Origin of the sequence: Collinsella ihumii, from assembly GCF_900046475.1 — a bacterium.
GTDB classification, from domain to species: domain Bacteria; phylum Actinomycetota; class Coriobacteriia; order Coriobacteriales; family Coriobacteriaceae; genus Collinsella; species Collinsella ihumii.
The window spans coordinates 47,721-69,103 of record NZ_FCOU01000002.1 but is presented as its reverse complement, the minus strand read 5'-3'; the positions used below and the strand labels follow the sequence as shown (position 1 = coordinate 69,103).

Genomic DNA, 21,383 nt, shown 5'->3' with positions numbered 1-21,383 from the left:
TAACGGGGTGCGGCTGCGGTCGCACCCCGTTTTTGTTCCCTACGAGAAAGTGAGTTCGATGAGCGAGTTCGATAGCGAGATATTCTCCACGCCGCAAGAGCAGCGGGAATACGAGGAGTTCTGCGAGCAGCAGGAGCGCGAGCAGACGTTCTCGCTCGACCAGCCGGCGCTTGTGTGCCGCTGGCGCATGGCCCATCGCCGCGTGCCGCTGCTCAACCGCCATATCCGCGCGCTGTCGCAGCGCACGGTCAACGGTGCGCCGCTCGCCCGCAACATGCTCTCATGGGCCAAGCAGCATGTGGAATGGTCGCTGGCGGAAGGCGAGTACGACGACCCGTGCGGCGTGCTCATGATGGTCGTCGACGTGAACGGCAACGCCGCGATGACGGTCGGCGCGTACGAGCCGCTGGAGGATACGTCCGCTGCCGCGCTGGTATCGCGGGCGTCCCTCGCGCGCGCCGAGCGCGATGAGACCGGCGTGGCGCCCGAGGTGCTCTGCGCGGTGGCGGACGGCTCGCTCATCGTCGACGCGGCGCCCGATGAGCCCCTCTGCGGCGCCATGACGCTCGTCGAGCAGCTGGCGGAAACCTGCGGGCATAACGTCGTGCATGCCGAGGGGTCTCTGCCGGCCGGTACCGTCCTGCTCGTCTCCGACGAGCACGGCGTGGTGCCCGCAAGCGATGCGTCCGCCTCGGACGCTGACGCCGCCTTCGCCAAGCTCCTGGCAGACGGCGTGGCCAAGCTCTTCGCTTAGGGACGCGCTGGCCAATTGCTTTCGCACCGGTCGGCCCCGTCCCAAAAAGCGTCGCGCGCGGCATAATGGAGGCAGACGACAACACGACAGGAGGGGCCGCATGGCGTTGATCTATATCGTCGAGGATGACGAGCCGATTCGGCACGAGCTGGCGCAGGTGCTCGCGCGCAACGGGTACCGCACGGCGGCGTGCGAGACGTTCGACCATGTCGTGGACGACATCGTCGCCGCGGCTCCCGACCTCGTGCTGCTCGATTTGACCCTGCCGGGTACCGACGGGCAGTTCGTCTGCCGCGAGCTGCGCGAGCATTCTGAGGTCCCCATCATCGTCCTGACCTCGCGCGTGACCGAGATCGACGAGGTCATGAGCATGACGATGGGCGCCGACGACTTCGTGTCCAAGCCCTACAGCTCGCGCGTCCTCGTCGCCCGCATCCAGGCCTTGCTGCGGCGCGTGTCCGCGGCACCCGAGCGCAACGTCATCTCCCACAACGGCGTCGAGCTCGACCTGGCGCGCTCCGTCGCCAGCGCGAACGGAAAGCAGGTGGAGCTCACCAAAAACGAGATGCGCATCCTGTCGCTGCTCATCAAGCACGCCGGCACGATCGTGTCGCGCGAGGCCATCATGCGCGACCTGTGGGATTCCGACGCCTTTGTGGACGACAACACGCTCACGGTCAACATCAACCGCCTGCGCAACACGCTCGAGAAGATCGGCGTCACGGGGTACCTCGCCACGCATCGCGGACGCGGCTACTCGGTGTAGGGGGCCGCATGTCGTACTGGTCGTATCTCAAGTCGTCCTACCTCAACGTGTTCATCGTGGCGGCGACGGCGATGCTTTGCTGCTTCATGCTGGTGGTGGCGGGGACCGGCCTGGCGATCGCCCTGCTCGTGGCGGCCCTGATCGTGTTCGCGGGCATCTTGGAGAGCGTCACGTCGTATCTGCAGCGCCGTTCGTTCTACCGCGATCTGAGTGCGGGCGCCGCCGATGTCGAGCACCCGCTTTGGATCACCGAGATGATCCATCGTCCGGATTTCATCGAGGGCGAGATCGTCTACGATGCGCTGCGCGCGATCTCAAAGGCGGCCAACGACGACGTGGCGGAGTACCGGCGCCAGACGACCGACTACCGCGAGTACGTCGAGACCTGGGTGCACGAGGCGAAGTCGCCCTTGGCCGCCGCCCACCTCACGCTCGAGAACCTTGTCGACGCGGTGCCCGCCGACGACGACGCCGAAGCGGTGCTGCGCAAGGCCGACGCCCTCGAGGAGGAGCTCGACCGCGTGGAGGGCTATATCGAGCAGGCGCTGTTCTTTGCGCGCTCCGAGACGCTCGACCGCGACTACCTCATTCGCAGCTACTCCTTAAAGGTGCTCGTGACCGCCGCGATCAAGGCGAACGCCCGGGCGATGATCGCCGCGCGCGTGGCGCCGATGCGCAAGGACCTCGATATCGAGGTCTTCACCGACGAGAAGTGGATGGAGTTCATCCTAGGGCAGCTGATCCAAAACAGCGTGAAATACGCGCGTCCCGAGGGCGCCGTCATCGAGTTCTCCGGGCGCGTGCTGCAAAGCGGGCAGGCGGACGAGCGCATCGAGCTCACCGTGCGCGACAACGGCTGCGGCGTGCCGGAGGCCGACCTGCCGCGCGTGTTCGACCGCGGCTTTACCGGCGAGAACGGCAGGAGCGGCAAGCGCTCGACCGGCATCGGGCTGTACCTGGTCTCCCGCCTGTGCGACAAGATGGGCATCTCCGTGCGGGCGGATTCGACGGAAGGGGAGGGCTTTGCGATCACGCTCGTCTTCCCGGCCAACAAGATGCACTATTTCGAGCATTAGCAGGGTGGGGCGCATGACCCCGTCCCAATAGGCACCATCATGGAAACGGCACCCGAAGGTGCCGTTTCTGCGCGTTGTTGTTGCTCGGAAGCTACTTCACGACCAGGATGTCGCATTCCGTGCTGCGGAGCAGGAAGGTCGAGATGGAGCCGAGCAGGGCGTACTTGATCGACGAGAGGCCGCGGGCGCCGCACATCACCAGGTCGGGCTGGATCACATCGAGCATCTCGTCCTTCAGCGTCTCGCGGATGCGTCCTGCCTTGATGATGATCTCCACGCCGGCGATATCGGGGTTCTCCTCGGCTTCCTGGACCTGTTCGGCGATGGAGTTGCGGAAGGCCTCCTCGAGCCCGTTCACCAGATCGACCGGGTATGATCCGGCCGATTCAAGCGCGGTCGAGTCGATGACATGGCCGATGTAGAGTTTCGCGCCGTTGTTGGCTGCGACCTTGATGGCGCGCGCCAGCACGAAATCCTGCTGTTCGGTGCCGTCGAGCGAAACGAATACCTTGGAATAGCCCTCGTTCATGAGTACCTCCTTAAACGTATGGCGCGCACGGCGCGCCACTCGGCCTTCGTGCCTTGCTCTCGTTATACCCGCACCTTCTCCATGTTGGTAAATAATTCTGTGAACGCGCAGCTTTTTTTGCGCAGGTACGGACGGCGGGCGATAATGAGAGGTCAACGCCCCGCTCCGGCGGCGGAAAGACCTGTTCAGCGTGTGAAAGGCGTGCTTGTGGATATCATCGAGCTTGTGAAATCAGCTTTTCTCGGCGTCGTGGAGGGCATCACCGAATGGCTGCCCATCTCCTCCACGGGCCATTTGATCCTCGTCGACGAGTTCGTGAAGCTCAACGTCACCGAAGAGTTCTGGAACATGTTCCAGGTGGTCATCCAGCTGGGCGCGATCCTCGCCGTCTGCGTGCTGTTCTTCCACGACCTCAATCCGTTTTCGCCCTCGAAGGGCAAGCAGGGCCGCAAGGATACCTGGAGGCTGTGGGGCAAGATCGTGCTCGGCTGCATCCCCGCCGCGGCAATCGGCATCCCGCTCGACGACTTCATGGAGGCGCATCTCTACAACTCGACCGTGGTCGCAGCGGCCCTCATCGTCTACGGCATCGCGTTCATCGTGATCGAGAACTGGCGCGCGGCCAAGCGCCGCCGCATGATCGAGAGCGGCGAGCTCGTGGTCGGCAGGCCCGCGGGCGCGCATTTTTCCACCCCGGCGGCGCCTGCCGAGGACGAGGGCGATACGGACTTCGGATCCATCACCACGCTTGAGGACCTGTCGTGGAAGACGGCGCTCGGCATCGGGTGCTTCCAGGTGCTGTCGCTGATCCCCGGCACGTCGCGCTCCGGTTCGACCATCATCGGCGGCTTGCTGCTCGGCTGCACGCGCACCGTCGCGTCCAAGTTCACCTTCTTCCTCGCCGTGCCCGTCATGTTCGGCGCGAGCGCGCTCAAGCTCGTGAAGTACCTCGTGGTGGACGGCGGCACGTTCGGCACGAACGGGCTGGCCATCATGGGCGTGGGCTGCCTCACCGCGTTCGTGGTGTCGCTCATCGCCATCCGCTGGCTCATGGGCTTCGTGCGCCGTCACGACTTCAAGGGCTTCGGCGTGTACCGCATCGTGCTCGGCGTGCTGGTGCTCGCGTACTTCTTCGCGATCGCTCCCGCCTTGGGCCTGTAACGGTCGGTCGGCGCTCCTCACGGGGCGCACGGCGGCCCCGGCCGCGCCGGGAAGGCATGAATACGAGTTTGTCATTGTTTTTCGGTACTATCCCTACCGGTCCACGTCGGCGGCGGGACCGGTCACGAGGGCGTCTCGACATGCGGCGAGGCGCCCTCGCTGCTCTTTGGTGAGCGCGGGGTAGTGCGGGTCGATGTCCTCGAGTGTGTCGAGGATGATCTGGGACACCAACGCGCGGGCGACCCACTTCTGGTCCGCGGGGATGACGTACCAGGGCGCCCGCTTGGTGGCGGTGCCGGCGATCATCTCCTCGTACGCGCGCTGGTAGTCGCTCCACAGCAGGCGCTCGGACAGGTCGCTTTCCGAGAACTTCCAGTTCTTGGACACGTCGTCGATGCGCTCGAGGAACCGCTCGCGCTGCTTGGCGGCGCTGACGTTGAGGAACAGCTTGACGACGCGGTGGCCCATGCGCGTCAGGTAGCGCTCGAAGCAGCGGATGTCCTCGAACCGCTCCGAGAAATACTGGTCTTCGTCCATATCGAGGCAGCGCGCGGGCATGCGGTACGTGCGCCAGATGCCGCGCACGCGCACCACGAGGCACTCCTCGTAATACGAGCGGTTGAACACGGCGATCTTGCCGCGAGCGGGGAGGGCGGAGAAGGAGCGCCAGAGAAAGCCGTGGGTGAGGGCGAGGTTCGACGGCTGCTTGAAGTTGCGGACGTCGATGCCGATGGGGTTGATACCTCCCAGGACGTGGCGGATCATCGAATCCTTGCCGGCGGCATCCATGGCCTGCAGGATGATGATGACGCCCTCGCGCGCATCGGCGTACAGCGCCCCCTGCAGCTCCTCGATGCGTGCCTTGTTCTCGGCGAGCAGCTGCTCGCAGGCGGGGCGCTCCTGCTTGTCGACCTTGAACGAGCAGGGCACGCGTTCGAGCTTGAAGCCCTTGCCGCTCGTAATGGTCAGGTTGCTCAGAGCCTTTTCGACCTTCATAGATTCCTCCGTCCGTCATTCGTTCTTGTTCCCCAAAAAGTGCCGGCCGAGCAGGAGGGCTGTCCACGCGTGCGGGTATACTGGTTTGGCTCAAACTCAGGCCCGCCGCAGCGGGCCGCCGATCGTCTGGAGTACGCGCATGCCGTTGCCGCAACAACTACCGTGGGAGAGAAACATGCAGGCCGCCCGTGCGGCCGAGGAGCCCGCATACGAGCAGGTCCCGCTCGATGTCTACGATGCGCCCGCGCCGTCTGCGCCGGCTCGTCCCGTCGTCGACATCGACGGCTTGAATCCCGCGCAGAAAGAAGCGGTTCTCACGACCGAGGGCCCCTTGCTCGTCCTTGCGGGCGCGGGCTCGGGCAAGACGCGCGTGCTGACGTTCCGCATCGCGCACATGATTGCCGACCTGGGTGTTCGCCCGTGGCAGATTCTCGCCATCACCTTCACCAACAAGGCCGCGGCCGAGATGCGCGAGCGCCTGCAGGCCCTGCTTCCGGACGGCACACGCGGCATGTGGGTGTGCACGTTCCACGCCATGTGCGTGCGCATGCTGCGCGAGGACGCGGACCTGCTCGGCTACACCGGCCAGTTCACCATCTACGACGACGATGACTCGCGCCGCCTGGTGCGCGACATCATGGCCGCGATGGAGATCGACCAGAAGCAGTACCCCATCAACATGATTCGCTCCAAGATCTCCACGGCCAAAAACGCCATGATCGGTCCGGACGAGATGGCGAGCCGCGCCGACGACCCCAGGACCGAGAAGGCCGCACGCGTCTACGCGGAGCTCGAGCGCCGCCTGCGCGCCGCGAACGCCATGGACTTCGACGACCTGCTCGTGCGCGCGCTGGAGCTGCTGCGCACGCGTCCCGAGGTGCTCGAGAAGTACCAGGACCGCTTCCGTTACATCAGCGTGGACGAGTACCAGGACACCAACCACGTGCAGTACGAGATCGCGAACCTGCTCGCCGCCAAGTACCACAACCTCATGGTCGTGGGCGACGACGACCAGTCGATCTATTCCTGGCGCGGCGCCGACATCTCGAACATCCTCGATTTCGAGAAGGATTTCCCCGACGCCAAGGTGGTCAAGCTCGAGCAGAACTACCGCTCGACCGGCCACATCCTCGCCGCGGCGAACGCCGTGGTGCGCCACAACTCGCAGCGCAAGGACAAGCGCCTGTTCACCGACGCGGGCGACGGGGAGAAGATCCAGGCGTACCAGGCGAGCGACGAGCGCGACGAGGGCCGCTGGATCGCCGCGGAGATCGACAAGCTGCACGATGCGGGGACGAGCTACGACGACATCGCGGTGTTCTACCGCACGAACGCCCAGTCCCGCATCCTCGAAGACATGTTCCTGCGCGCCGGCGTGCCCTACCGCATCGTGGGCGGCACGCGCTTCTTCGACCGCGCCGAGATCCGCGACGTCATGGCGTATCTCAAGATGATCGTGAACCCCGCCGACGAGATGAGCGTCAAGCGCGTGATCAACACGCCGCGCCGCGGCATCGGGTCGACGTCCATCGCCAAGATCGACCAGCTGGCCCAGCAGAACCGCTGCTCGTTCTTCCAGGCGTGCGAGCTGGCGACGGCGGAGACGGGGATGTTCTCCGCGAAGGTCCGCAACGGACTCGCGTCGTTCGTGGGCATCGTGCGCGAGGGCCGTCGCATGAGCGGCGAGCTCAAGGACGTCGTCGAGGCGATCGTCGACCGTGCCGGCCTGGTGCAGGCCTTCCGCGCCGAGGGGACCATGGAAGCCGAGAGCCGGGCGGAGAACATCCAGGAATTCTTGGGCGTCGCCGCGGAGTTCGAGGAGACGCACGAGGATATTGAGGGCACGCTCGAGAGCCTGGAGGAGCTGCGCGCCGCCGGCATCTCGGACCTGCCGGCTGGGGCGGGCGGATCTGGCGAGGCTTCCGCCGTGCTGTGTGTGTTCTGGTAGTGTCAGTGCGAGTTGTTTTGTGTTATGTCATATGTCTCGTTCGCATTTGGTAATTTAGAATTGTTAGTTTATGTTGTGGTGTTCTTTGTTGTGTCCGTTGTAGTTCCTGCGCTTGCCGTGTTGATGTTGTTACTTTTGTATGAATTTATTTCTAATTTTTTTACAGTTGGTATTTTTCTCATTGCTTGTTTTTTTTTTTTTTTTTTTTTTTTTTTCAAGCAGAAGACGGCATACGAGATGATCTGGTGACTGGAGTTCAGACGTGTGCTCTTCCGATCTCCGTCGAGCCGTTGCCGGCCGCCCTGGTCGCCGACGAGATCGAGCGCACCTATGGCCCGCTCGCCTGCGCGGCCCTGCCCGCGCTGCTCGAGTGGCTCGCGCTGCGCAGCGACCTGGATGCGCTATCGGGGCAGGCGAGCGCTATCACGATGATGACGGTGCACTCGGCGAAGGGCCTGGAGTTCCCCGCGGTGTTCGTCGCCGGCATGGAGGAGGGCATCTTCCCGCACGTGGCGGGCTTCGCGGCGGCCGACGACCCGGGCAAGCTCGAGGAGGAGCGCCGCCTGGCATACGTCGCCATCACCCGTGCGCGCAAGCGCCTGTTCTTGACCTATGCAGCGACGCGCCGTACGTACGGCTCGACGCAGGCCAACCCGCGTTCGCGCTTCGTCAACGAGATCCCCGAGGAGCACATCGAGTTCTCCGGCATCGGGTCGTCCGGTTTCGAGGGCACCGGCTGGGAGAAGCGCGGCGACCGCCGCGGCACGTTCGGCTCGGGCATGGGTTCGGATATGTACGGCGGGCGCGTCTTCGGCTCCCGCACGCGCTCCACGGGCGGATCGGGCGTGTCGCGCCACACGGGCATCAGCCCGGATGCCGGCCTCAAGCCCGCCACGTTCGGCAGTGGCGTCGCGCACACGACGCGTGCGAAGGCGTCCGCGTCGCCCGCGGTCGAGCAGCGCCGTCCCGATGTCGCGCGCGCGGCGGAGACGTTCGCGCCCGGTGATACCGTGAGCCATAAGACGTTCGGCACGGGAACCGTGATCTCGGCCGAAGGGGATATGATTGAGGTGCAGTTCGACAAGAGCGGCAAGACCAAGAAGCTCATGAAGGGCTTCGCCCCGATCGTCAAACTGAGCTAGTCAGGAGGTCAGCTGTGGCAGAGCATGAGAACGTACAGCCGATTGCGGCGGTCTGCTCGATCGACGGAACCTGCAGCGTGCCTGCGCCCGCATCGGACGAGGAGCGCGTCGAGCGGGAGTCGGAAATCTATCGCGAGATCGTGCGGGGGTTTCATGCCGTCGACGTGCCGGCGATCGAGGCCATGATCGCCGAGCGCCGGGATTTCTACCTGTACGTCGGCCGGGTGACCTGCCGCTGGTGCCGCAGGCTCATCCCGGTGATGGCGCCCGTGTTCGCGAAGCGCGCGATCGATGTCTTCTACCTCGATAGCACGGACAGCAAGACGGACGAGGGACTGTCTGCGTTCAGGACGCGCTACGGCGTGACCTGGGTGCCGACGGTGCTGCACTTCGACGCGGCGGGTTCGGTACGCGGCCTCGAGGTCGATCTCGACGTGGACGACGACACGCTGTGCGAGGCGATCGAGCGCGAGCTCGCGTAACCTGCTATTTGGCACCATCTGTCCATCTCGCCATCATGCCTGCTCAGAGCGCTTGTAAACCACTTTTTACTGCGTCGTGCGGCCCCGTCGGCTACGTTTGGGGCGTCGGATAGGCATCGAGAGGGCGGAAGACGCATGGACATCGGCAACCAGATCAGAGAACGGCGCGCCCGGCTCGGGCTCTCGCAGGATGAACTCGCACAGAGGCTGTACGTGAGCCGTGTCACGATCAGCCACTGGGAAACGGGCAAGACCCTTCCGGATGTCCAAAGCATGCTGCTCCTCGCGAACCTCTTCGACACCACGATTGACGAGCTGGTGAGAGGGGACGTGGACGAGATGCGCGAGATGGTCGAGAAGAGCGAGCGAAGGACGAAGGTCTTCGCGGTGGCGCTGGCGACGGTCGAGGTCGTCGTGATCACGGCGCTCGCCGTGACGGCGGTGGCGGGGCGCGACTATCTGGAACCCGTGCTGCGCCTGCTGCTCACCGTGCTCGTCTTGGTGTTTTCGGTCGTGATGCTTGTTGCGCGCCGAAAGAATGGCAGCGAGGACGCGAGAAGCGCCGCCGAGCTCCTTGGCGCCGCGACGGGTGATCCGGTCGAGGTGGCACGTGAGAGCGGTGCCGCTTTTGGGATGCGGCTCGTGCTTCAGGTGTTCGTGGGTCTTGCTGTCGGTATTGGGGTGCTTGTGGTGGGAGACGTCCTGCTTGATGCGCAGGCGTTCCGCAAGCTGGTGGTCATTCTCGGCGTTGCTGTCGCGCTTACGGCGTCTTTCGTCTTGGGGCGCTTTACGCGTCCGGTATGGACGGCGGCCATCCTGCCGGCGCTTTGGGTCATGAGTGCTGCCGCCCTCGGAGTTGTGACGGGCGGCCTCGACTCTCCCCGCGACTGGCTTGTCATCGCAGGCGGCGCAGTCGTGTTGCTCGTGTTCTGGGTGATCGCAAGAAGGCGCACAGGGTAGGCGACTCTTTTTCGCGGATGGCTGCAAGCCAGGGCCGTCGGCATCGTTCCGGCGGTCCTGTTTCATGAAAAAGTGTCGGGTCGGGAGTGCGAATCCTGCGGAAATGTCGATTCAACCCATCTTCGTTCATGAAAAAGTGGTCGATGGCGGGCGGCAGGATCGAGTGTGGCCCGCCATCGACTTGCTCAGCTCAGTCCTGATGCGTCAGTTGTCCCGTGCGAGCCTGCGGTAGAGCGCGGCGAAGACCGCTGCGCCCGCGATCGCCCACGCGAGCGTCACGGCGAGGGGCATGAGCGCGTCTGCGCTGAGCAGATGCCCGTCGTAGGCGAGGCCGAGCAGGTCGTAGACCCCGCCGAGCGGTGTGAACGATGCGGCGGTCTTGATGGCTTCGCTCGCCATGCCGAACGTGGGCACGAGCGCTAGCAGCATCACCGGCACGCTGTAGAATCCCGCCGTCATCTGGTCGCGCGAGGCGAGGCCGAGCACGAGCGAGATGAGCACCACGGGGACGGCCCCCAGCGCGGTGAGCGCAAGGTAGACGGGCAGCAGCCCGGGCTCGCCGCCCGCGAGGAAGAAGCACGCCGCGCCCACGGCCACGACGGCGAGGAGCGCCACGCCGCCCTTGGACGCCGCGACCTCGCCTGCGCCCACGTTGGCGAGCATGAGCGTGCGCAGGGTGTGCTTCTCCTTCTCCTCCGCGATGCCGTAGATCAGCACCATCGAGGCCACCATGCCGATGCTCATGCACAGGCCCGAGCCGAGGAAGAACTTGTCGATCTCGCCGCCAACGCTTGCGAGGTCGGCCCCGGTGAGCCCCGCATCGGCGGCGGTGTCCCCAATGACGAGGCGGAACAGCAGCATGAACCCGATGGGCATGAGCAGCACCACGAGCATCGTGGGGTTCTTGATGAGGTCCATGAGGTCCTTGTCGACCAGCGCGCCCACTCGGCGCAACGTCGCGTTCATGCTAGAACTCCTTTCCGGTGAGCTCGAGGAAGACCTCTTCGAGGTTCGGTTCGTCGGAATGCAGCGATAGGACCTCGCCGGCGGCGAGGAGGTCGCGCACGGTGTCGGCGCTGGCGGCGTCCTTGGTGAGCTCGACGACGCCGTGCGTGCGCGTCGTCACGACCAGGCGGTTGCGCGCATGCTCCATGGTAAGCGATCGCGGGGTCCCCATCGTCACGATGCGGCCCTCGTTCAGGATCGCCAGCCGGTCGCAGCAGGACTCGGCCTCAGCCATGTCGTGCGTGGTGAGAAACACCGTGGTTCCGGCGCGGCGCAGATCGGCGAGCATCTTGTGCACCTCGGCGCGCGCTGCAGGGTCGAGCCCGCTTGTCGGCTCGTCCAGAAAGACGAGCTCCGGGCTGTGGACGAGCGTCGCCAGGAGGGCGGCTCGCTGCCGCATGCCCTTCGAGCAGTTCTTGATGAGCGTCTTGCGGTCGCGATCGAGGCCCACGCGTTCGAGCAGGGCGGGAATGCCGCGTCCGCCGCGCCCGCGGACCTGAGCGTAGAGGCGCAGGTTCTCCTCGATGGTGAGCCGCTCGTAGAGGGCGCTCGTGTCCGACAGGATGCCGATACGATCGTAGTCGGCGCCGCTCGCGTTCTCGATGGGACGGCCGAACAGGGCGATGCGCCCGGTGTCAGCGGTGAGCTGGCGGGTGAGGAGCTTGATCGTGGTGGTCTTGCCGGCGCCCGACGGGCCGAGGAAGCCGAAGCATTCGCCCCGGGCAACGTCGAAGGTGAGTCCGTCGAGGACGCGCTTGGCTCCAAATGAGAGGCAGACGCCCTCCATGGAGAGCACGGCGCTATGCGTCCCGTTCATCGCGTGCCTCCTCCTTTCCGTGTTTCGGGCGCATGCTCGCCCTCGTCCTTACGGTTCTTCTTTCGCCTGCCCGTCTCGAACACGCCGGCGGCAAAGCAGCACGCGATGATGATCGCACCCATGAGCGCGGGATCCATGCTACATCGCCTCCTTCGCGCCAGAGCCCATGCGGCAGATCTCGTCGCACGCGCGCGGCAGGTTCGCCGCGTGCCAGCTGCCCCACAGGCCGCTTGTGCGAAGACCGCTCGTGGATTCGTGCTGGGCGTTGAGGAGCACGTCGTCCTCGTCGGTGGTGATGCGGATGCGCCGCGTCATGCCGGCGTCGGCGAGCTCTGTGTCGGCGGAGAGGATGTCCTCGCGAGAGATGCAGCGGTAGCTTGCAGATGTGCGGATGTCGCTGGTGAGGTTGTTGAGCTTGAAGAGGAGGACGGCGTCCTCGGCGCAGACCATGAGCTCGAAGCGGTCGGTCTGCATGGCGAACTCGACGACGCCCTGCAGGATGCTCTCGGGTGTACGGGTGACGATGATCGCGGTCCCCTCGATGGGCTCGTGACCAAGTGAGCGGACGCGGTCGTAGATCTTTTGCTCTTTCATGGTGCTCCTTTCGGTTGCTGGCTGCTGAGGCCATACTCGCCCGCGCCGGTGGGGCGGACAAGGGGTTCCGGCCGTCAGGAGCTGCGGAAACGACGAGAGGAGCATAGGCGGGTACGAGAGGAGCAGCCGAGGAGGCCCCGGTTTGCTGGCAGATACGGGCGGGTCCCGGGGCTCGTATGCGCACGGTGGAGAAATCGCACCGCGAATCTGCAGGATAGAGGGGGTTGCTATATCCTGAGAATGAATTTGGTATCAAACCGGGAAGTATGAAGTGGAAGCGACCATATCTGACAAACCTGTGACCTGCGGGTTCTTTGATTGGCTGATCCCGGAGGCCCCGGGAGAGGCTTCCGATCCGCCCTTCCGCGGCCCTTTTGCCCAAGATTTGATACCAAATTCAAAGCAAGGTGTCCGCGCACCTTGATAAAACCTTTTATTAAGGTGCGGTTTCGCACGCGGGCGGATACAGTGGCCTTCTCGCGTGCTCCAGGAGCCCGATCGTCAGGGAGGGGCGCGGCTGGGGTCGCCCCTGCCGCCGAACATCTACGCATCTGCCACGGAACGACCGTCACACAAATAATTACTGATCAGCGTTTCCCTAGCGCCAGCCGTAGCGTTCGCGCATGGCCTCGGCGCGTCCCTTGGCGAGCGGGATCTGCGTCTGATGCGCGTCGGCGAGCGTGAGGTTGAAGCTGTTGCGCGTGAAGCGCTCGACTTTCGCCACCTTCTGGACGTTCACGATGTAGGAGCGATGGCACCGGAAGAAGCCGAATCGCTCGAGCTCCGCCTCCAGCTTGTCGAGCGTCATGCTCACCGGGTAGAGCTCGCCGCGCACGGAGGCGAAGTTGGCGCGGTTCACGCTCTCCACGAAGTCGACTTCGCGCGGATCGAACAGCAGGGTCGCCCCATCGGATTTCGCCGGGACCTTGAAGACGCGGACCTCGTCGCCGGCGAACTCCACGTCTTGCGTCTCATCGTCGCCGACCGCGGTCTTGGCCTCGTGGAGGCGCCCGTCCTCCTCGAAGAAGGCGGTGCCGGGCATGAGGAGCGCCTCGCGCAGGGGCTCGCCGGCGGTGATGAGCGCGCCCCCGGCCTCGGCGACCTGGCCCATCCATGCGGTCACAAGTCCGCGCGTGGCGGGCGTCACGTCCGCAAGCGGTCGCTCGCAGAAGACGACCTCGGGTTCAAAAAGGCTCATGCGGGCAAAGTTGAGCAGCGCGCGCTGCTCGGCGGTCAAGGTCTTCACCTGAGATCGCGCCGTCGAGGTGAGTCCGAAATGCGCCATGGCGTCCTGGGGAGTCACGGAGCCTCCCGCGAGGCGCGAGAAGAGCTTGAGATACGAGCGCACCGTCTCGCGATCGAATCCGCGGTCGGTGGAGACGTAGAACGCGCAGCGCCGGCGGCCATAGCGTTCGTGGACGAAGCGAACGGCCCGGTCCACGGTCTCGCGGCAGCATTCGAGGTGGACGCTCTCGCCCTCACGGGCGGCGAGCAGATCTTCGACGGTATCGTAGGATGCGGTGTCCGCCACGGACTCCTCCTCGGTTTCTCAGGGTGGAAAACGACGTCAAGTATATCGGGTATCATGTCTCACATGGCAAACGGGGCTTTTGGAAACATACGCGCGCTGGTGGCGCGCGACCTGCTTGACGCCGTCCGCAATCCGACGACACTCATGTCGTGCGGCGCGGGTGCGCTGTTCACGGCGTTCATCGGCAGCGTGGTGGCGACCTCATCCAGGCTCATGCCGGGCGAGGCCGACGCGTTCGCCCAGGTCGCTGTGCTCTGCATCGCCCCCGCGTTCGCCGGATGCGTGATCGAGCTCTACGTCATGGCCGAGGAGCGCGAGCGCGGCGCCTACGTCACCCTTGTCGAGGCGGGTGTGACGGCAGGCGAGATCGCCGTCTCCAAATGGCTTTCGGCGGTGCTCGTGACGCTCGTCACGCAGGCCGTCTCATGCCTGCTGCTGGGCCTTGCGCCCGCGAGGGCGGCGCTGCTGCTCGGGCTTTCTGCCTTCGGGGTCCAGCCGCTTCTGTTCGCGGGGCTTGTCGCCGGCCTTTCCGCGCGGGAGCAGATGTCTTCGAGCCTGCTCGCCGTGCCGCTCACGGTGGTTGCGCTGGCGCCCATCCTCGCGTTCATGTCCGGTACCGTCCGCGCGATCACATGGTTCTGGCCGTTGGGTCCCGTGGCCGAGATCCTGTGCACCGCGAGCGGCATGGACGCGATGGCTCCCGTGCCGGTGCTTGCAGGGCTTGCCGTCGTGTGGACGGCGGCTATGTCCGCGCTTGCGGCGCGGAGCTGCCGTCGCTTCGCCCGCGACCTTGCAGCCGAACGCAACCGGCTCGCGTAGCGGGGTTTCCTTCGCAGGTCATTGCGGGTGAACCACTTGATGATCCCATGGGTTGAAACGAACCTGTCCCCAGCGGACCCACTTCCGATGCGCTGATGCTAACGGAAGCGAAACGCGATTCACTTCCGTTACAATAAGGATAACGGAAGTGAATTTGTTTTCGCTTCCGTTAAGCTGACGGCGTGAGAAGCAAATTCGACTCGAGGGAGAGGGGCTATGTGGCCATCCGTTTCATACGAGGAGCTTCCCTGGCACATTGACCCTGACGAGCGCGCGATGATCTCCAAAACCGCGCGCCGCAGGATCGCATCGAGCTATCAGGCAGCGATTCCTGCGGAGATAGCATCGCTGAACCTGGCGATACCCGAGGCCCTGTCGGCTCGTATCGGCGAGCTGCTTGTGAAGCTTGCGCGTTTCGACGAGCTGCAGGCGGTGCGTGGCTACGACCTGCCGGCGCTGCTGCTGCGCAGCGAGTCCGCGGCCAGCTCCCAGATTGAACATCTCACGTCGAGCGTGCGCATTGTTGCGCTCGCGGAGTTGACGAGCGAGGCCCCTGCCAACGCGCGCATCGTCCAAGGAAACATCGCCGCGATACGAACTGCGCTCTCGCTCTCGGCGAGCACGACAGTCGATCAGATCCGTGCTGTCCACGAGGCGCTTATCGCTCCGACGGGCGCTTCATTTGGAGGGGAAATTAGAGACGAGCAGGTTTGGATCGGCGGAACTGCATATAGCCCCCATGGCGCCCTCTTTGTTCCTCCTGCGCCTCAACGGCTTGCGGGCGCACTCGAGGATCTCGTTGCGTTCATCCGTCGGGATGACATCAACCCTGTCGCCAAGGCGGCGATCGCCCATGCTCAGTTCGAGACGATTCATCCGTTCATTGACGGCAATGGGCGAACGGGGCGCGTTCTGCTCCATATCGTCCTTTCGTCGGAGGGGGTGCTCTCGAGAAGCACGCTTCCCGTTTCAGCGGGTTTGCTCCATGATGTCGATGACTACATGGCTGCGATCAGAGCGTACCAACAGGGTGACCCCATGCCTATTGTCATCTGCACGATTGAGGCCCTGGAGCTCGCTCTCGTGATCGGCGGGCGCGTCTCGGCTCTCATGGATGAGGTCATGGATGCCTGGAAGAAGGACATCAAGGAGCGTGCGGGGTCTTCGATCTGGAGACTGCCCGCTCTGCTGGCCGAGCAGCCTGTCGTCACGATCGCGTTTGTGGCCGAGAAGCTCGGTATCACCCCGAGAGCAGCGTCGACGTTGGTCGGTCGGGCGTGCGCATACGGCATGCTGCGCCCGATGGGCTCGCGACGTCGCGGAGAGTACTTCCAAAGCGACAAGCTCATCGACATTCTCGAGGAGATATCAAGCGTACCGGGGATACGCCGGGTTCTTGCGAGCGGCGCGCAGTAGGCGAGCGCGGAGCGCTCCTGCCGTCTGCCGGGATATGGGACAAAACGGCTGGGATGCGCGGTATCATGTGCTGCACGTGGTATATCCGAGAAAGGGGGCCAAGGATGGCCGAGGAGCTATTTGTTGGTATCGACGTGGGAGGCACGACCGTCAAGGAGGGCCTGGTCAACCGCGAGGGCAAGATTCTGTCCAAGCTGAGCGTGCCCACGCCGCCGCTGGTGGACGAGGCCGGCTATGCAGCGGTCATCGACGGCATCAAGAGCCTGCTTGACGCCCAGGATGGCGACGTCGTCCTCAAGGGTATCGGCCTTGCGGTTCCGGCTCCGGTTCCCGATGACGGCAACGTCAAGCTGATCGCCAACGCCTCGATCGACCTCCAGGGGCTCGGCGCGGCGCTCGAGGATGCGTTCGGCGGCGCCGCCGTCGCGTTCGTGAACGACGCCAATGCGGCAGCGCTCGGCGAGATGTGGCGCGGTTCGGCGCTCGGCCACCGCAGCATGGCGCTCGTGACGCTCGGCACGGGCATCGGCGCCGGCGTCGTCGTCGACGGCAAAGTCATCGGTGGTGCCAACGGTGCGGGCGGCGAGGTCGGCCACACCTGCGTGAATCCGGCCGAAGAGCGCGTGTGCGGCTGCGGACGCCATGGCTGCCTCGAGCAGTATGCGTCTGCGACCGGCGTCGTGAACACCTACAAGATGGAATGCGAGAAGCGCGGGATCCAGCCCGTCGAGCTCGCCGGTCCCTCCGACTCCAAGAGCGTGTTCGAAGCCTATCAGGCGGGCGACGAGGCGGCTGCGGCGGCGGTCGACACCATGGTCGAGTATCTCGGCCTGGCGCTCGCCAACCTCGCATGCACGGTCGATCCCGAGGCCATCGTGCTCGGCGGCGGCCTGTCCGCCGCGGGCGACCTGTTCCTGGGCAAGCTCGTGGAGCGTTTCAAGCACTACACCCTGTCGGTGTGCGCCGACACTCCGATCGAGGTCGCGTCGCTCGGCAACGATGCCGGCCTGATCGGTGCCGCCTACGCCGGACTGATGGAGGCGTAAGAGAGGAATCTGGCCTGACACCGGCCTGTTCATTCATGAATGAACAGGGGTGTTAAACAATTGAATCCTGCGGAAACGTCAAAACGGCCTGCCGCTCATTCATGAATGAGCGGCAGGCCTTTATGAGTGTGGGTCCGTCGACCGCGCTTTCTCTTCAGATGGGCGCGGGGATGCCGAATGGCGGAACGACCAGCGCTTCCCAAGGGCGCATCTATATTAGTGCGTCGGCAAAAAGGGGGCACGGTTCGCATCGTGAACCGCGCCCCCTTCGTCTGCGGCGTCCGCCCTGGGCTCCGCCACCTAGTCGATGAGCGAGATGAGCTTGAGCACCAGATCGACGGTGCCTACGTTGTAGCCTGCCGCGGCGTAGCGACCCGTCAGGTTGCCGGCGTCGTCGGCGACGGCGAGGATGATCAGCGGCAGCTTCTCGGGATTGGTGAACATGCGGCGCGCCAGGTGCTCCGGCAGCTCGGAGAAGTCGTCGTAGGCGACCGTCGTGCGGGGAAGCACGGGCAGCGTGCGGGCGAGCGTGGGATCGGCGAGCTCCTCGGCATCGCGCACGGCGAGCACGATGGGCACGCCCGCGGCGTCCAGGCGTCCGGCCTGCTCGCGCATTTCGTTGAGCAGGTGCTCGGTGGGCTCCATGCCCGGCTCGAGGAACGCCACGATAACGGGCTTGGCAGGCGTCTCGCCTGCTGCGGCGATGCGGCCGCAATCGACCGCGGTGCCTTCGGCATCGGCGAGCGCGAAGGCGTCGAGCTTGATGCTCTGCAGCATCTCGGAGACGTCCGGCTCGCGCAGCTTGAGCTGGATGGGGGTGCCGTCGTAGTCGGGGGTCACCTCGAACGCGCGCTCGGCGGCGTGCACGTCGCCGTTGGGAAGGCGAACCGCGGTGGTGAGGCGATACTCGCCGAGCGGCATTTTCACGCGGCAGACACCGTCCTCGAACGGTGCCTTGCCCCACAGGTCGAGCACCTTGAAGCCCTGGGCCGCCTTACCGCTCACCGCGGTGAAGTGCAGGTAGCGGGCGATGCTCCACGTCTGGAAGTAGCCGGGCGCCGGGTCGGCGTCGCTGGCGAACAGGACCTCGAAGCCCTCCTCGGCGTGCTCGACGGGCACGAACGAGCCGTGGGCGAAGTACTCGATGCCCGCATCGACGGGGTTGATGCGGGCGGCGATGCCGAAGCTGCGGCAGATGGCCACGAACAGCGAGCGGCGGGTGACGGCGCTCGCCTGGCCGGACACGAGCGCGCCGCGCGGGGTGCCCACGTAGCGCTTGGTGTGCTCGCGGGAGGTGAACGCGGTGTGCTCGCAGATGTAGTCCCACACGCGCAGCGGGTCGGCGATGAATCCTGCGACCGTCTCAGCGTCGAAGCGGCTGCGGATGAAGGCGCGGTATGCGGAGAGGTGCTCGAAGTGGGCGCGCGGGCACAGGACGTAGCGCTCGTAGAGCTCCTGCGCCTTTGCCTGGTCGTCGACGCCTTCGCGCGCGAGGTAGGCGAGGGCATCCTCGCGGACCGCACGACCGCCCCGGATGTGGTCTTCCAGGATGTCGGCCGACAGGTCGCGGAAGTCCTTGGACGTGAGCGTGGCGAGCAGGGCGGCACGGTCGGCCCCGTCGTCGACGGTCAGGAAGCGCTCGACCTCGGGCGCGTTGGCGAAGGCCTGCTCGAAGTAGGGCAGGCAACCGTCCGCGTCGTGCCCGCAGGCGCGGGCGATTTCGCGGGCGCGCTCCACGTTGCCGGCGACGCGTTCGGTACGCATGCGGTCGGCCTCGCGCTTGCGGGCACGGCCGCGCTCGACCTGCTCGGGCGTGAGCGGGTGGGAGGGCGCGGGATGATCTGCCGGCGCGTGCACGTCGAAGTCGACCCAATCGGTGTCGCCGTGCACGGTCTCGCCCAGCGTGAGCTCAAGGTCATGGCAGTCCGCGGTGTCGATGATGGTCTCGGCCATGCCGTCGCCCGTGGTGGCGACCACGCGCACGGTGCCCTCGCCGACCACGATGCGGGCCATGCCCGCCTCATCGCTGGAGAGGTGGGCGATGTCGCGCCATGCGGCCTCGTTCACCAGGCGCAGGCGCACCGAGGCGCCCTCGACGGGGGCGCCGGCGGCGTTAAGGACGCGCACCGACAGCAGCACGCAGGGGGCGTAGGACTCGGTGAGGTTCACGATCACCTGGCTGCCCTCGCGGGCGAGCAGGTGCGCATCGCGCTCGAAGTCGCAGCCGAAGTCGTCGAACAGGCGCGTGTGGACGAGCATGGCGCGACCGGACGCCGCGGTGAACCAGCCGCGGTCGAGTTCCTCCTCCGGCTCGCAGGCGCCCAGGTAGTGCCACGATCCGTCGGCGTACGCCTCGACCCAGGCGTGGTTGTCGTCGCAGTGCGCCCACCAGGGCGTGTAGAGCTGGCGCGCGGGGATGCCGTTGGCGCGCAGGGCGGTCACGAGGTAGGTCGACTCCTCGCCGCAGCGACCGTCACCCGAGGCGAGCACGCCGAGCGGGCCCAGCGTGCGGCCGTCGGAGGACTGATAGGTCGCCGTCTCGCAGCACCAGTAGTTGGTCTCCACGATGGCGTGGTAGGCGTCCAGCCCGCGCAAGCGGTCGGCGAGCGCGGCGCGGAAGGTGGGCCAGGCGTCGGTGAGCGGCTCGTTGTTGACGCGCGGGCTCGCGACGTACTGGACGAAGATGTCTTCGGGGATGTCGGCGCACCACGGGCTGGTGCGGCGCAGCTCGCAGGCCTGGCGGGCAAACGAGGCGAACAGCTCGAACTCGGCGTCGAACACGTCGGTCAGCGGCATGGTGCCGTAGTAGCTCTTGATGAGCGTGCGGACGTCCGCATCGTCGATGGCGGCGAGGCCCGCCTCGATGGCCTGTGCGATGGGGGAGAGCACCTCGCGGCGGGCGTCGAAGCGCTTGTCCGCATGGGCGGCAAACGAATCGGAAAGCACGGCCATCCTTTAGGCCTCCTTGATCTTGACGGCGAGCACGGTATCCACGGGATCGGGGAGTACGGGCGAGGGGCCCAGGTCCGCGAAGGCGATGTTGGGGTAGTCGCTGTGCGTCCAGCTGTTCGAGAGCTGGACCTCGGTGCCGTCGCGCAGAAGGCGCATCGAGGCGATGCGCTCCTTGGGCACGCCGAGCAGCGGCATGGGGCCGAGCGCGTTCTCGTACAGGTGGAAGTAGTAGGTGTCGCCGTTGCGGGTGATGCGGCCGTACTCGGGGCGCTCGACCTCGATCGGACCGCCGGCGGCGGGGCCGCAGCCGTAGATGCTCGCGGAGTTGCGGTCCATCCAGCGGCCGATCTCGTCCAGGATGGCAAGCGACTGGTCGGGGATGCGGCCGGTCGCGTCCGGGCCGACGTTCAAGATCAGGTTGCCGCCCTTGGAGACGCACTCGACGAGCTTGTGGATGAGCAGCGGCGCGGGCTTGAAGTTGTTGTCGTGGGAGAAGTAGCCCCAGTTATCGTTCATCGTGATGCAGGCTTCCCATGCGAGCGGGTTGCCCTCGACGTCGAACAGGCCGTTGGGCGGGATCATGCGCTCGGGCGTCACGAAGTCGCCGTGGTAGGGGGTGGGGTGCCCTTCGGCGAGCGACCCGAAGCCTTCGCCGGAGACCTCGAGACGGTTGTTCGTGATGACGTCGGGCTGCAGCTCGCGCACCATGTTCATGAGCTCGGTGGCGCGCCACTTCTCGCCGCGCATGTCGTCATAGGAGAAGTCGAACCACAAAAGGTCGAGCTTGCCGTAGTTGGTGCAGATCTCGCGCACCTGCTCGTGCATGTAGTCGAGGTAGCGGTCGAACACGCGGTGCTCGTTGGAGCCGGCTACGGGATCGTTACGCAGCGGGGCCTGACGGTCGCCGTATTGCGGGAAGTCGGGATGGTGCCAGTCGATCACCGAGTAGTACAGGCCCACGCGGATGCCCTCGGCGCGAAACGCGTCCAGGAAGTCGGCCACGATGTCGCGACCGTAGGGGGTGTTCGTGGACTTGAAGTCGGTGGTCTTGGTGTCGAACAGGCAGAAGCCGTCATGGTGCTTGGAGGTGAGCACGGCATAGCGCATGCCTGCCCGTTTGGCGGCGCGGGCCCAGGCGCGGGCGTCGAGCGCATACGGGTTGAACTCCTCGAAATAGGGCAGGTAGAGCTCCTCGGGCATCTCCTCGGTGCTGCGCAGCCATTCGCCCCGTGCGGGGATGCTGTAGATTCCGAAGTGGATGAACATGCCGAAGCGGTCGTGCAGGTACCACTTCATGCGTCGGTTGTAGCGCTCCCGGTCGAACTGGTAGGCCAACATTTCCTCCATCCCTCACAAAATGTGTCCGTTTTGTCCGAAATAAGCAATAAT

At 65.4% G+C, this 21,383-nt stretch carries 18 protein-coding genes; 9 read left to right on the top strand and 9 right to left on the bottom strand.

Annotated features, from left to right (window positions below; genetic code table 11):
• The first annotated feature begins 58 nt into the window (after positions 1 to 58).
• From BN3789_RS00910 to BN3789_RS00900, 3 genes are all read left to right on the top strand, one after another.
• Complete coding sequence (locus BN3789_RS00910) at positions 59 to 754, top strand: hypothetical protein (RefSeq protein WP_147569465.1); 696 nt, start codon at positions 59 to 61, stop codon at positions 752 to 754.
• A gap of 100 nt (positions 755 to 854) precedes the next feature.
• Positions 855 to 1,520 carry a response regulator transcription factor gene (locus BN3789_RS00905; protein ID WP_066828822.1) on the top strand — a complete coding sequence of 222 codons (666 nt, stop codon included), beginning with the start codon at positions 855 to 857 and terminating at the stop codon, positions 1,518 to 1,520.
• 8 nt (positions 1,521 to 1,528) lie between these two features.
• Positions 1,529 to 2,596: a sensor histidine kinase gene (locus BN3789_RS00900; RefSeq protein ID WP_066828820.1), complete on the top strand. Its 1,068-nt coding sequence runs from the start codon at positions 1,529 to 1,531 to the stop codon at positions 2,594 to 2,596.
• Positions 2,597 to 2,687: 91 nt separating this feature from the next.
• Here the strand turns inward: BN3789_RS00900 and BN3789_RS00895 are convergent, their stop codons facing one another.
• A complete protein-coding gene (locus BN3789_RS00895) occupies positions 2,688 to 3,125 on the bottom strand; it encodes a universal stress protein (protein ID WP_066828818.1) in 438 nt (145 codons plus the stop codon).
• Between the two features lie 207 nt (positions 3,126 to 3,332).
• Here BN3789_RS00895 and BN3789_RS00890 point away from each other — a divergent pair, with 207 nt between their 5' ends.
• Positions 3,333 to 4,286 (top strand): undecaprenyl-diphosphate phosphatase, encoded by a 954-nt coding sequence (locus tag BN3789_RS00890; RefSeq protein ID WP_066828816.1) that lies wholly within the window; start codon positions 3,333 to 3,335, stop codon positions 4,284 to 4,286.
• A 93-nt stretch (positions 4,287 to 4,379) separates the two neighbouring features.
• Here the strand turns inward: BN3789_RS00890 and BN3789_RS00885 are convergent, their stop codons facing one another.
• Positions 4,380 to 5,282, bottom strand: a complete 903-nt coding sequence (locus BN3789_RS00885) for a PPK2 family polyphosphate kinase (protein WP_079988994.1) — start codon at positions 5,280 to 5,282, stop codon at positions 4,380 to 4,382.
• A 3,104-nt stretch (positions 5,283 to 8,386) separates the two neighbouring features.
• Here BN3789_RS00885 and BN3789_RS00870 point away from each other — a divergent pair.
• Both BN3789_RS00870 and BN3789_RS00865 read left to right on the top strand, forming a co-directional pair.
• Positions 8,387 to 8,854, top strand: coding sequence for a DUF6568 family protein (locus BN3789_RS00870; protein WP_066828813.1), 468 nt, complete (start codon positions 8,387 to 8,389; stop codon positions 8,852 to 8,854).
• 135 nt (positions 8,855 to 8,989) lie between these two features.
• A complete protein-coding gene (locus BN3789_RS00865; protein WP_066828810.1) occupies positions 8,990 to 9,814 on the top strand; it encodes a helix-turn-helix transcriptional regulator in 825 nt (274 codons plus the stop codon).
• Positions 9,815 to 10,018: 204 nt separating this feature from the next.
• On the opposite strand, the gene BN3789_RS00860 is transcribed toward BN3789_RS00865, so the two are convergent.
• From BN3789_RS00860 to BN3789_RS00845, 5 genes are all read right to left on the bottom strand, one after another.
• Positions 10,019 to 10,780 carry an ABC transporter permease gene (locus BN3789_RS00860; RefSeq protein WP_066828807.1) on the bottom strand — a complete coding sequence of 254 codons (762 nt, stop codon included), beginning with the start codon at positions 10,778 to 10,780 and terminating at the stop codon, positions 10,019 to 10,021.
• Position 10,781: 1 nt separating this feature from the next.
• Positions 10,782 to 11,636: an ABC transporter ATP-binding protein gene (locus tag BN3789_RS00855; protein ID WP_066828805.1), complete on the bottom strand. Its 855-nt coding sequence runs from the start codon at positions 11,634 to 11,636 to the stop codon at positions 10,782 to 10,784.
• Complete coding sequence (locus tag BN3789_RS12555; protein WP_154018712.1) at positions 11,633 to 11,773, bottom strand: hypothetical protein; 141 nt, start codon at positions 11,771 to 11,773, stop codon at positions 11,633 to 11,635. Before BN3789_RS12555 ends, BN3789_RS00855 begins: the two co-directional genes overlap by 4 nt.
• Before the next feature lies 1 nt (position 11,774).
• Positions 11,775 to 12,230: a hypothetical protein gene (locus tag BN3789_RS00850; RefSeq protein ID WP_066828803.1), complete on the bottom strand. Its 456-nt coding sequence runs from the start codon at positions 12,228 to 12,230 to the stop codon at positions 11,775 to 11,777.
• A gap of 598 nt (positions 12,231 to 12,828) precedes the next feature.
• A complete protein-coding gene (locus tag BN3789_RS00845; protein ID WP_066828801.1) occupies positions 12,829 to 13,761 on the bottom strand; it encodes a LytTR family transcriptional regulator DNA-binding domain-containing protein in 933 nt (310 codons plus the stop codon).
• Positions 13,762 to 13,815: 54 nt separating this feature from the next.
• Between BN3789_RS00845 and BN3789_RS00840 the strand changes: the two genes are divergently transcribed.
• The 3 genes from BN3789_RS00840 (at position 13,816) to BN3789_RS00830 (ending at position 17,042) form a co-directional block, all read left to right on the top strand.
• Entirely contained in the window at positions 13,816 to 14,580 is a 765-nt protein-coding gene (locus tag BN3789_RS00840; protein WP_229254093.1) for an ABC transporter permease, read from the top strand.
• Between the two features lie 216 nt (positions 14,581 to 14,796).
• On the top strand, positions 14,797 to 15,996 hold the full coding sequence (locus tag BN3789_RS00835) for a Fic family protein (RefSeq protein WP_066828797.1): 1,200 nt from the start codon (positions 14,797 to 14,799) through the stop codon (positions 15,994 to 15,996).
• 104 nt (positions 15,997 to 16,100) lie between these two features.
• Complete coding sequence (locus BN3789_RS00830; protein ID WP_066828796.1) at positions 16,101 to 17,042, top strand: ROK family protein; 942 nt, start codon at positions 16,101 to 16,103, stop codon at positions 17,040 to 17,042.
• 300 nt (positions 17,043 to 17,342) lie between these two features.
• Here BN3789_RS00830 and BN3789_RS00825 read toward each other — a convergent pair whose 3' ends face one another.
• Together BN3789_RS00825 and BN3789_RS00820 are read right to left on the bottom strand one after the other, a co-directional pair.
• Positions 17,343 to 19,994, bottom strand: coding sequence for a transglutaminase domain-containing protein (locus tag BN3789_RS00825; protein WP_066828795.1), 2,652 nt, complete (start codon positions 19,992 to 19,994; stop codon positions 17,343 to 17,345).
• A 3-nt stretch (positions 19,995 to 19,997) separates the two neighbouring features.
• Entirely contained in the window at positions 19,998 to 21,332 is a 1,335-nt protein-coding gene (locus BN3789_RS00820; RefSeq protein WP_066828794.1) for an alpha-L-fucosidase, read from the bottom strand.
• Positions 21,333 to 21,383 lie beyond the last annotated feature (51 nt).